Source organism: Aeribacillus composti, assembly GCF_007827555.1.
GTDB lineage: Bacteria > Bacillota > Bacilli > Bacillales > Aeribacillaceae > Aeribacillus > Aeribacillus composti.
On sequence record NZ_VISS01000032.1, the window covers coordinates 38,780 to 51,030 of the forward strand.

6 protein-coding genes and 1 pseudogene are annotated in these 12,251 nt (G+C 40.4%); 4 read left to right on the forward strand and 3 right to left on the reverse strand.

Annotation, left to right across the window (positions count from 1 at the left end):
• Positions 1-346: 346 nt before the first annotated feature.
• The gene (locus tag FB379_RS15105) at positions 347-1,525 is read left to right on the forward strand and encodes an oxalate decarboxylase family bicupin (protein ID WP_117016905.1); all 1,179 of its coding nucleotides are present in this window, start codon (positions 347-349) and stop codon (positions 1,523-1,525) included.
• Positions 1,526-1,876: 351 nt separating this feature from the next.
• Here the strand turns inward: FB379_RS15105 and FB379_RS15115 are convergent, their stop codons facing one another.
• On the reverse strand, positions 1,877-2,248 hold the full coding sequence (locus FB379_RS15115) for an antibiotic biosynthesis monooxygenase family protein (protein WP_412674451.1): 372 nt from the start codon (positions 2,246-2,248) through the stop codon (positions 1,877-1,879).
• Positions 2,223-2,609 (reverse strand): hypothetical protein, encoded by a 387-nt coding sequence (locus FB379_RS15120; RefSeq protein WP_117016906.1) that lies wholly within the window; start codon positions 2,607-2,609, stop codon positions 2,223-2,225. Before FB379_RS15120 ends, FB379_RS15115 begins: the two co-directional genes overlap by 26 nt.
• A 461-nt stretch (positions 2,610-3,070) precedes the next feature.
• Between FB379_RS15120 and FB379_RS15125 the strand changes: the two genes are divergently transcribed.
• Both FB379_RS15125 and FB379_RS15130 read left to right on the forward strand, forming a co-directional pair.
• Positions 3,071-6,715, forward strand: a complete 3,645-nt coding sequence (locus tag FB379_RS15125) for a BC_2427 family protein (protein WP_144598305.1) — start codon at positions 3,071-3,073, stop codon at positions 6,713-6,715.
• Positions 6,716-6,865: 150 nt separating this feature from the next.
• Positions 6,866-7,648 (forward strand): CsxC family protein, encoded by a 783-nt coding sequence (locus FB379_RS15130; protein WP_063388272.1) that lies wholly within the window; start codon positions 6,866-6,868, stop codon positions 7,646-7,648.
• A gap of 286 nt (positions 7,649-7,934) precedes the next feature.
• On the opposite strand, the pseudogene FB379_RS19315 reads toward FB379_RS15130, so the two are convergent.
• Positions 7,935-8,057 (reverse strand): annotated as a pseudogene (locus FB379_RS19315) (IS256 family transposase); the annotation flags it as partial.
• A 1,473-nt stretch (positions 8,058-9,530) separates the two neighbouring features.
• Here FB379_RS19315 and helD point away from each other — a divergent pair.
• Positions 9,531-11,873: an RNA polymerase recycling motor HelD gene (gene helD / locus FB379_RS15140; protein ID WP_144598306.1), complete on the forward strand. Its 2,343-nt coding sequence runs from the start codon at positions 9,531-9,533 to the stop codon at positions 11,871-11,873.
• The last annotated feature ends 378 nt before the right edge of the window (positions 11,874-12,251 follow it).

Sequence of the window (12,251 nt, forward strand, 5' to 3'; positions counted from 1 at the left end):
GCTCTATCCTGAATCCTGTTTACAAAACGCTTTTCGAATACTATCAACCTTACGAATATTTTTTTGAATTATCATTTTCCTCTTTAAACCATTCATTTATAGATCTTGAATCTTTTTCTCTCCATTCACTTTCGCAGTGTTCTTAATTAAATCCCACCAAATAAAATTTCCTTTCTACTGTATACGGCATATTTGTTTATCGGAAGCCTCACTTGCCGTAAAACCGTGATTGACATGATATGTTTTAAATTTTTAATAAACACCGCCAGACATACACATATCAAAACCATCATACAATCCAATAGAGAATGCTTACTGTATGATCCAAAGAAAAGGAGCGTATTTCATGGATAATCCAACTCGGAATCATCCAGCGTATGGAAATGTGCCGCAGCCGATAAGGGACGATGGTGCCGGTGCGACCGATTTCGGTCCGCGTGACGTCATGCGGGACCTTGAAAACCCCGATATGTTCGTTCCGCCGGCTACCGATGCCGGAACAATCCCCAACTTGAAGTTTTCTTTCTCCGACACTAATATGCAGTTAAATCACGGCGGCTGGTCACGGGAAGTAACAGTTCGTCAGCTGCCGATCTCGACCACGCTTGCGGGGGTGAACATGCGTCTGACGCCGGGCGGTGTTCGAGAGTTGCATTGGCATAAGCAAGCGGAGTGGTCCTACATGATCTTGGGCCGGGCACGAATCACAGCGGTCGACCAGAACGGGAGGAATTTTATAGCCGATGTCGGTCCAGGCGATTTATGGTACTTTCCCCCAGGTATTCCCCACTCGATTCAAGGGTTGGAGGAAGGCTGTGAGTTTCTGCTTGTCTTCGACGATGGCAACTTTTCCGACCTCGATACCTTCTCCATCTCCGATTGGTTCGCACACACACCGAAGGACGTGCTAGCGGCGAATTTCGGTGTACCGGAAAGTGCCTTCGCTCATATTCCGACGGAACAGCGATATATTTTTCAATCGAAGGTGCCCGGCCCTCTGGAAAGTCAAAAAGTGCCGGATCCTTACGGTACTGTTCCAAAGAGCTTCACTCACCGGCTGCTTGCACAGAAGCCAATCGTTACCCCGGGCGGGACGGTGCGCATAGTCGATTCCACTAACTTTCCCATTTCAACTACGGTTGCAGCCGCGCTGGTAGAAGTCAAGCCGGGCGGAATGAGGGAAATGCATTGGCAACCGAATAACGACGAATGGCAGTATTACCTCACGGGCACAGCGCGTATGACGGTATTTGCAGCAAACGGCAAGGCTCGAACCTTCAATTTCCGGGCTGGTGATGTAGGATACGTACCGTTCGCTTTTGGACATTACATTCAAAACACTGGTGACCAAAGTCTGTGGTTTCTGGAGATATTCAAAAGCGACCGTTTCGCCGATGTGTCACTGAACCAATGGATGGCGCTGACTCCTCGGGAGCTGGTAGAGAACAACCTGCATGCAGGTCCGGAACTGATGAATGCACTGCGGAAGGAAAAATGGCCGGTCGTTAAATACGATGGGAACTAACGGCAAATAGGAAATTCCTAAACAGATGGGAATTATTTTGTACTTTCGCTCAGTCAATTACAGTTGCTAAAAAAACAATAGTTATAAAGAATCACTTCATTTGATACGATCCCCTCATAGTAGACAGAAAAAAGAAAGCCCATTCATCTGACTATTATAGAGGAGCTTTTTCTATGGGGAAAATACGAAAAACCTATGATGTAACGTTGTGGATTTATATTTGAAAGAGGACATGGGCTACAAAACGGTGGCGAAAGAATTAGCGATTGATCATTCCATGGTCTCTGCTTCTTCCTATCCCCGAATGTTCGCCCTTTTATTCTAATTGTGACGGCGCTTCACACAGATGATTCATTCTGCTTGTTTCACGTTTCTTTCTTTTACTGCTTTTACTTCGTACATGCCTACTTCAACATTAAGCATGTATTCTGGTTTCGGATGGTTGCGCTTTTCTCTGCGAGCGGCAATATGCGCATCGCTTTTTTTCCACCGCTTCCAATGTTCTTCTGATTCCCAGGTGAAGGACAATGACTTCTCCTTCCCATCCCTTTGTTTTTTCACCATAATTTTAATGTCAACAAACCCTTCCTGCTGTTCAATGATTCCCGGTTTGCTGAATTGTTCAACCACTTTCTCTGCGTTCCTTCTGTCACCGTAATTTTTCTTAATTGTACAAACATATTTTTTCTCCCATTTTTTATTGATCAGACTGTGTTTCTTCATCCTCAGTTGCTGACTCTTCTCCGGATTTGTCTTTCCCATCTGTCAGGCTGTCGTATTGCTCAATTTCTTCTTCGTGAATTTCAAACAGTTGGGTGAATTCGTTGATCACCATTTCAATGGCTTTCAGCTCTCCAACCAAAACTTGGTTAATCGATTGCAGTTCTGGTGCAGCCAGCTGCTGTTTTAATGTCGCACGTTTTACATTCAGCCTGTTTAAAAACTCAATAGCTCTCCCACGACGGAATGTTTTTGCACCGTGATGATGCTTTTTTCTGCGGTATCCCCCCTCTTTTGGATGGTGTTGCCCTTCGTGTGAAAATTTCTCGTTCGGACCGAACCCTTTACCGAATTTATCTCTCATTTGTGCACTCCTTTCTATATACAAATGTATACGATTATTATTGTATACATTTGTATACAACATGTCAAATTTTCCATTATGGGAAATTTTTATGTCACTGAATCAACTTCATAATTGCCCTTTTTAAAAATGTAAAAACCGCCACTATCGACGATACTTCTTTGGTTTTCCAGAGTTTCAAGAAGGTCAACCGTTTAATCCCTCTCTGATGCCTCATTTCCGCAAACAATCAGGCTTGGAAATCATTCATGAAGCGAACGAATGGAGGAATCAAGAAAGCACAACGTCAGAAAGCTCAAGATTCTTCCAACGATGAAACACCCAGCCGGCAAATCATCTGATTTGAGAAAAATGCTACATAGAGCTTATTTTTGAAATTTCCTGAATTGTACAGGGACAAATGCGGGAAATAAAGCATAAATAAATACAGTAAAAATTCGTTAATTTGGGAGTGAGGTGTCATGAAAACTCCATGGATTCACCATGAGAGGATGCAGCAAATACGTTCTAAACAAATGAACATTTTTAAATCTTCAAGAGTTCAAAAAAAATCTGTATGTCCCAATTTTCAGCATACAGAAGAAGATGATGATAGTCACAAATCAGATATTGTGCCAAATCGCATTGATACAGCAGAAGCAGATGATTCACATGAAAATTACGGTATAAAAAAGGTGACCAAACTAAACAAAAATAAAAATAATGTTTCCAAACTGATGAATTTATACAAAAAGTATAATATGTCTAAAGGAAATCATACAGGCAGCATCTGTGGTCCTACTCAACCATCGAATAGAACGACTGATCCTGAACACGTTTCCTCAACTGATGACCACACTTTAAAAACGGATGATTCCCATATTAAGCAGATTTCTCTACCTAGCCCTAGCCATGAGACAAAGGAGTACCCCTCAGCCGATTCGGTTCTTGAGCCTGTTCATCCTTCATCCAATTCGGATGAAATAAATGATCAAGAGGATGACTTTGATACTGATCTTATTGATCATTCAGTCGATAGAGCTCATTCATCATCGGATGGAAACGATTCTGAACTAATGCCTTTAACTAATGCTGATCATGATTTGAAAACGGATTGTTCTTCCCATGATATTAAGCAGATTTCTCTACCTAGCCCTGACCATGAGACAAAGGATCATCCCTCAGCCGATTCGGTTCTTGAGCCTGTTCATCCTTCATCCAATTCGGATGAAATAAATGATCAAGAAGATGGCTTTGATACTGATCCTATTGATCATTCAGTCGATAGAGCTCATTCATCATCGGATGGAAACGATTCTGAACTAATGCCTTTAGCTAATGCTGATCATGATTTGAAAACGGATTGTTCTTCCCATGATATTAAGCAGATTTCTCTACCTAGCCCTGACCATGAGACAAAGGATCAGCCTCCAACCGATTCGGTTCTTGAGCCTGTTCATACTTCATCCAATTCGGATGAAATAAATGATCAAGAGGATGACTTTGATACTGATCCTATTGATCATTCAGTCTGGCCCGCTCATTCATCATCGAATAGAACCAATTCTGAACTAGTTCTCTTCGCTAGTAATGATCATACTTTGAAAATGGATGGTTTTTCTCATGTTAGGCGTATTTCTTTAACTGATTTTGAACATCATGAGAAATACGATCAAGATTCAATGGATTCAGTTTTTGAACTTGTGTATACCTTTGCATCCAGCTCGAATGAAATAAATGATCAAGAGGGTCACTTTGAAACCAATTCTTTTGATTATTCAGTCGAGCTTGCTCATTTATTGGATGAAAACAATCTTAAACAAGTTTTTCCAGCTGTTGATGAGCATGCTGTGAATACGGATGAGTCTTCTCATATTAAGCAGATTTCTCTAACTGGTCTTGATGAACAGGAGACGAATGATCAACCTTCAACCAATTCGGGTTTTGAGCTAGTTCATGCTCTATCCAGCTCGGATGAAATAAACAATCATAAGGATATCCGTGAAATCAATCCTATTGACTATACAGTCGAGCCAGTTCATTCATCATCGGACGATGCCGTTCCTGAACAATCTCCTCCAGCTGTTGATGAGTATGCTGTGAATACGGATGAGTATTCCCACGCTGGTCTTGAACAGGAGACAAAGGATCATCCTCCAACCGATTCCGTTTTTGAATTTGCCCATGATTCATCCAACTCAGATAAAATAAATGATCAAGAGAATATCAGTGAAACCAATCCTATTGACTATACAGTTGAGCCAGTTCATTCATCGGACAATGCCGTTCCTGAACAAGTTTCTTCAGCTGTTGATGAGTATGCTGTGAATACGGATGAGTATTCCCATGCTGATCTTGAACAGGAGACAAATAATCAATCTACTACCAATTCCGTTTTTGAATTTGCCCATGACTCATCCAGCTCAGATAAAATAAATGATCAAGAGAATATCAGTGAAACCAATCCTATTGACTATACAGTCGAGCCAGTTCATTCATCATCGGACGATGCCGTTCCTGAACAATCTCCTCCAGCTGTTGATGAGTATGCTGTGAATACGGATGAGTATTTCCATGCTGGTCTTGAACAGGAGACAAAGGATCATCCTCCAACCGATTCCGTTTTTGAATCTGCCCATGATTCACCCAATTCGGGTGAAATAAATAATCAAGATATCTTTAAAATCCATCTTATTAACAATACAGTTGAGCCGGTTCATTTATCAGATGGAGCTGATCCTGAACAATCCCCTTCAGCTGTTGATGAACATGCTGTGAAAACGGATGTGGCTTCTCATGCTGATCTTGAACAGGATAAAAAGGATCATCCAGCAGATTCAGCATTTGAACCTGCCCATGCTTCATCCAGTTCGGATGAAATGAACGATCAAGATGTCTTTAAGATCAATTTTATTAACCATACAGTCGAACTAACTCGTCCATTGGATATTGCCGACTCTGAACAAGTTCCTACAACAGATGTTGTTCGTGCTTCGAAAATGGATGAAACTCCTCATGCTGCTGGTCTTGAACAGGATATAAAGGATCATGCTCTAACCGATTCAGTTTTTGAACCTGTTCCTGCTTCATCCGGCCCGGATGAAATAAATGATCAAGAAAATATCCATGAAACCAATTTTATTGACCATAAAGTTGAGCCGGATCATTCGTCGGATGGTGTCGTTCCTGAACAAATTTCCTCAGCTGATGTTGAGCATACTGTGAAAACGGATGAGGTTTCTCATGCTGAACAGGAGATAAATAAAAAATCTCCGACCGATTCTGTTTTTGAGCCTGTTCATCCTTCATCCGAATCGGATGGAACGAATGATCAAAAAGCTATTAATTTTGATAATGCAGATGAATCTATCAAATATGGAAAAACATGTTCGATGACTATAAAAAGACCATTTTCGACTTTTGTAGAAATAGATGACTTTCTTCATTCTCCTATCTTTAGCAGTATAGTTCAAAATTCAGCTGAATTTCTTGACTTAAACAATAAACAAACTCCTCAATTAAACACAAAATTACTCAATACTACAACTTATTATCCTGAACAGCCTGATTGCCGTTTAGTTTGCTCTAAAATTCATGAAATGATCTCTTTAACTGACACTGTTTCCAGTTATAGTAAGAATAATAAAAACAATCATTATCAATCTATTGCAGTTCCCCTGCATGACTCAAAAGCTGCGAAAACAAGCGAAACAGATAACAAAACTTGTACATCTCATGACTTTATACAAATTAGAGTTCCAGTTGTAGCAGGGGAATACAAAATGGAAATAATTTTAGAAGAAGATGTTGTATTTGAAGAAGAGATTTTGGGCGTTAAAGAAATCTCTAAAGAGGTCGTACTAACAAATTGTAAATTCGTACCTACTCAATTCTCCCCATCATTAGATAATGGAACATGTACAGCACTGAAAGGAAATTTATTTATAAAAGGATATATATCACAAAATATTGAGTACACTGCCGCAGACAACGGAAATGAAGGTTCCAAACAAAATGAATCAGTACCTTACTATCGTCAATTGCACCAAAAAATTATATTGGATTTAATCGTTCATTTATTACAAGTACAACAAGTTCGAGTCAGTTATGCTAGCAATGGAATCTAGAGATCATCGAATGTATACGAAATCCACTCTTTGATTTAAAAATGAGAAAAATGATTATGTGAAAAGCCCAAACTTAAAAATGAATGCTGCATATTGTATTAATGCAGAGTTTGGAAAACTCAAAAAAAAAATTAAGGAGTGGATTTTTTCATGAGTAAAGACGATCATCAAATCCCAGCTTGCCCAGTAAAATCGACAGAACAAGTACCATTATCAAATGAAAATACCGATTTAGTTCTTACACCAGATGTTACTGTAACTCTTAAAACTCCTGTTGTATTAGCAGAAAAAACTATTCAAGTTGTAGTAGAGGCAGATATTCCACTTGATCCGCCAGCAACTGAAATTAAGAGAGTGACAAAAAACGTATTTTTGGAACAAGCGAAACTAGTACCTGTTAGATTTACACGTATTGGTACAACGGACTATTTTAGAGTAACTAGAGCGAAATTATTTGTATCAGGATTTATTCGCAAAGATATTGAATATGCTTCCAGAGACTGCAATGGAGCACTTCAAGACAGAATTGCAGACGTTCCGTTCTCTGGTTTTACAGAACTTGCAGACGCTGCTCCAACCGGAGATTTCCTTCTTTTCCCAATAATAGGAATTTCTGATCAAAGCAAAGCTCTCTTCTTAAATGAGAAAAATGACCTTGTTCCTCGTTTGGATAAATATTTCTTCCAAAATCTCGTCAAATATAATGAACAACCATACGGTGAATTAATAGCCGCAAACTTCTATGAACTTGATTTCTCACCAGTTAAAGTAGGACCTGAAGGCCAGTTTAAAACATTGCGCGAAAAAATCGTCTTAGATCTTACTGTGAAATTATTACAAGTTCAACAATTTCAAACTACAGCTACACAAGTAACTCCTAGTTTCCCTGAAGGAACTTTAGATGCTGCCGCAAACAGATCTAAACACAAATAACTAGTTCAGAAGCCGTGACTTTTTGGGTCATGGCTTCTACTTTTCTTTTTAACTGTTATTTCTTCGCTTTCTCGTTAAAAGAAAATTTAAGCCCTTTATCGGCTGAACCTGCTGCGAGAGCTCAGGCTTTCCTAAACGTTTTCCCTTGTTCACTCACTGCAGCTCTAAGCGTAGCTTATTTGCCATTATCTTGAGTAACTCTGATATGTTCCAGTGCTTTTGCGCCGCTCTTAGTATTCAGTCATGTTAGGTTGTTCATCGATTTCTCGAAAGACAGCCCAATCACCAGGATGGACTCACGGTTTGGAAAAATACGAATCTCTTCAATGAGTTGTTCCACACGCTCGGTAAGTCTCAAGCGGTTTTCGCAGCGTTTAGGAAACGCAAGAACAGCAGAGGCATCATCAAAGTCCGTGTATAATCTTCCATCACCTGATTGCGTACAGTTTAATTTCTGAGACATAAAATCACTCTGATGAGTTCAGGCCGTAAAGCGGCAATAACGCAAGTATGGAGTTGAATTTTCTACAGGTGCAGTCCGTCAATATGTATACATACATGAGAATACGTACATGAAGCTGAAGTGTTGAGGAAAATGTTCCGGAATGTATATTATGTCATTTCACAAAAAGTGACGAAGAATCCGTATTTTTTGCTTAAAACCATTCTTGAACAGTAACAGCCTACCATGATACCGAGCATATTTAAGAGAACATCATCTTTATCTACTGTCCTAGTACCAATTTTGAACAGATAAAGCAGCAACTGAACCAGTTCTACCAAGACAGGTATACCTATAAATAGATCACTTTAATATTTTTCATATTTTTTCTCGACAAGAACAATCCGATGGGAGAGGTAAGAAGTATATTTCCTAATAAATTCGTCACCGCAATTGAAAAAGGCAAAGTACCATACAACATGTCGGATATATATTGACTTAACGTTTTAAAAGGAATTACATTTAAATACAATTGATCAAGAGTGACCGTTGGTTTCAGCCAAACTAAATATATTAAAAAATTGTATACGATAGTATCGCCAAACGAAACCATTCAGTTTTTATTTGAATTTTGTATTTTTTCATTAATAGCAGCCGTATTGTTAAATTAAATGAAACATGCAGGCAAAACTAAAAATCACAAAAATTTCAAGCAGCTCGGTCATAAAATCTCCCTCGCATTTAAAATGGACAAGCACAATGGGCTTGTCTAAAAATTATTGTTTCTTTCCCTCTACTCTTTCACGATAAGATCCAGCTTTCGTTTTAGTTACAGTATCAACTTTGGAATATGTCTCCCCATTAGTTTCACCTGTATTCAAGGATGTCACATCCTTTTATATAGTCGATTTATCCGCTTATATGATTTATCCGATAAAATTCGCATGCTACTCGGAAATGGACAATAATTGATTTTTTATTAAATTTTGTTTCCAACTTCTTTAAAGGATAATCTTTGTAATCAACTTTATACATATTCCAAATTCCTTCTTTCATAGTTATTTAAGAATTTTTACAAAACAAAAAAAACAGCCTAACTAATTTAGTTAGACTGTTTATATATACAAACTTATTCAATTATAACACGATTTTGCAAACTTTATTAGACGGTCTAAAAGAAAACCATCGGTTCTCTTCCATGCATGAGAAATACTTTAATTAATGGCCTTACAGTAACTTTTTATCTTCATCACATACAATTTCAACTTGTTTATAATATCGACGACAGCGTTAAATACATTGAAAAAATTGAGAAACTATGATAAATTAGTAAAGAAACACATTTTGTTTAAATTATAAAAATAGTATCCCTATTATAATTATAAAACATAAATCCTCTTCAGTCAATCCCCATTTTTATTTTTTAAAGGAGTGCTTAATATGAATACAGAACTTCGGCAGGAGCAAGAACGATTGGACAGCATAATGGCGATCATTGTGGAGCAAATCGGCATGCTGGAAAACGAAACCTCCCAGCGTCGAAAAGAAGTGATTGATTTCCGCAAACATTTTTGGGATGACGTCAAGGTGAATACTGATACGTTCGACGATTATCTTGAGACGATCATCGCCTTGAGACAACAGGCGCAGAACCTGTCCGTGAGCCAAAGCACCCACAGACAAGCCTTCAAGAGGTTGTCCACCCTGCGCCGCATGCAGGAGGTGCCTTATTTCGGTCGAATCGATTTCATTGAGGAAGGGACTTCAGCTGCTGAACGAATCTATATCGGTATCTCCACGCTCACGGATACAAGCGGAGAGAACATACTGATCTACGACTGGAGGGCGCCGGTCTCGAGTGTCTACTACGATTACGCGCCCGGCCCGGCCGAATATACTACTCCTGGAGGCACAGTCCGCGGCATGCTGGAGAAAAAGTGGCAATATATCATCCGCGGCGGCGTTATCAAGTCGATGTTCGATACGAGTCTCACCATTGGAGACGACATTTTACAGCAGGTGCTTGGCAGAGTGACAGACAAAAATATGCACAACATCGTGGCCACCATTCAACGGGAACAAAACCAGATCATCCGTCATGATCGCGGGCGGCTGCTCATCGTGCAAGGACCCGCCGGCAGCGGCAAGACATCGGCTGCCCTGCAGCGGATCGCTTACTTGCTCTACAAGTATCGGGATAAGCTGAGAGCCGATCAAATCATTTTATTTTCACCTAATTCGATGTTTAACAGCTACGTATCCAATGTGCTGCCCGAACTAGGCGAAGAGAATATGCAGCAGGTCACCTTTCAGGAATATTTGGAATATCGGCTGAGCAAAGAATTTCAAATCGAGGATCCATACGAGCAATTGGAATATATGTTGACTGAAGCGGATGACTCTTTATACCGGACTAGAACTGCGAGCATCCGATTCAAGGCATCAACCCGTTTCTTCGAGACGATTAAAACATACTGTAAGTCGCTGGAATTATCCGGCATGCTATTCAAAGATATTCTATTTAGAGGAAAACCGATCATCACCGCCAAACAAATCACAGAAAGGTTTTATAGCAGCGACACCTCGCTCCGTTTTCACAGCAGACTTGAAAAGCTGGCAGATTGGCTAAACAAGCAAATCGATGAAGCGGAGAAGCTTGAACGGACTAAGCCATGGGTGCAGGAAGAAATCGAGCTGCTTAGCAACGAGGATTATCATAAAGCTCATACTCTCTTACGGAAAAAACACGGCTTTAAAGCAGAAACGTTGAACAACTATGAGAACGAGATCGAAGCGCTGGGCCAATTGATCGTTCGCAAGAAGCTGAAACCGTTGCGCAAACGGATCCGAACGCTTCGTTTCATCGACATGAAGGGAGTATACAAGCAGCTTTTCGTCGATCCAACGCGGGTCAAACAGTGGATGGAAGGGGAAACACCCGAGGAGTGGGAGGATATTTGCCGATTGACTGTAAAAACGCTAGACGAAGGCAAACTGTTTTACGAAGATGCAACTCCGTATTTATTTTTGAAAGAGCTGATTCAAGGCTTTCAGACGAACGTCTCGATCAAACACGTGCTTGTAGACGAAGCGCAAGATTATTCTCCGTTTCAATTCGAATTTTTGAAGCGTTTGTTCCCTTCGGCGAGGATGACTGTGCTCGGCGACTTTAACCAAGCGATATTCGCTCATGCCAGTGAAACAGTCGATTTCCACACGCTTACCAGCCTATACGGACCGGATAAAACGGATTCGATCACCTTGACCCGCAGTTACAGATCCACAAGACAGATCATTGAATTTACGCGCGGACTCGTACCCGATGGCGAACGGATCACTGCTTTTGAACGCGACGGCGATAAGCCTGTGTTGACGAGAGTGTCCGATCAAGCTGAACTGCACCGCTGTATTGCTTCCAAAGTCGCGGACTTGCGGAAACGGGGATATAATACGATCGCGATTATATGTAAATCTGCTGCGGAAAGCACCGCCGCATACGAAGCACTGAAAAGAGTTGAAGATATAAAACTTGTGAAGAGCGGCTCTACCGAATATGAACAAGGTGTTGTCGTTATACCGGCGTATTTGGCGAAGGGCATCGAATTCGACGCCGTCATCATTTATAACGCTTCATCGCACGTATACGGCGTTGAGAGCCTGCGCAGATTGTTCTACACCGCCTGCACCCGGGCTATGCATTACTTGCAGCTTTACAGTGTAGGCGAACCGAGCCCCTTTTTACAGAACGTTGCGCCGGGTAGTTTCCTTCAGATCCCGGGTTAACACGAAACTGGTCTGGTGTCTGAAATGTATCACTGTCATTAAACGGCCATATATGATATAAAAAACCACTTGCCAGCATCCCTTCAATACCATACTCCGAGTTAGGCAACTTGTTTAATGGAAGGTAATGAAGGGATGTCAGCAGTGACTGAAATAATTATATCAGACATGTGAAATTATATATGATGTGTTAAAAGTTCTGTAAGCAGCAAGGTTCCGTAATTTTTCGGTAAAAGCTTTTTTACTAGGATATCGCGAACAGATCAATACACAATATCCAATTGAGTCAGTCAAGACTTTGTGGGAATTTTTTTGGTTCGCTGAAAATAGATGTAAGTCATAGGTTAGCGAACCATTTTTTTGAATTTCATCCGTAAG

What these genes read in the sequence shown, in the direction of transcription:
- FB379_RS15105 (WP_117016905.1), top strand. Translation starts at nt 347, where the DNA reads ATGGATAATCCAACTCGGAATCATCCAGCGTATGGAAATGTGCCGCAG.
- FB379_RS15115 (WP_412674451.1), bottom strand. Translation starts at nt 2,248, where the DNA reads ATGAAGAAACACAGTCTGATCAATAAAAAATGGGAGAAAAAATATGTT.
- FB379_RS15120 (WP_117016906.1), bottom strand. Translation starts at nt 2,609, where the DNA reads ATGAGAGATAAATTCGGTAAAGGGTTCGGTCCGAACGAGAAATTTTCA.
- FB379_RS15125 (WP_144598305.1), top strand. Translation starts at nt 3,071, where the DNA reads ATGAAAACTCCATGGATTCACCATGAGAGGATGCAGCAAATACGTTCT.
- FB379_RS15130 (WP_063388272.1), top strand. Translation starts at nt 6,866, where the DNA reads ATGAGTAAAGACGATCATCAAATCCCAGCTTGCCCAGTAAAATCGACA.
- helD (WP_144598306.1), top strand. Translation starts at nt 9,531, where the DNA reads ATGAATACAGAACTTCGGCAGGAGCAAGAACGATTGGACAGCATAATG.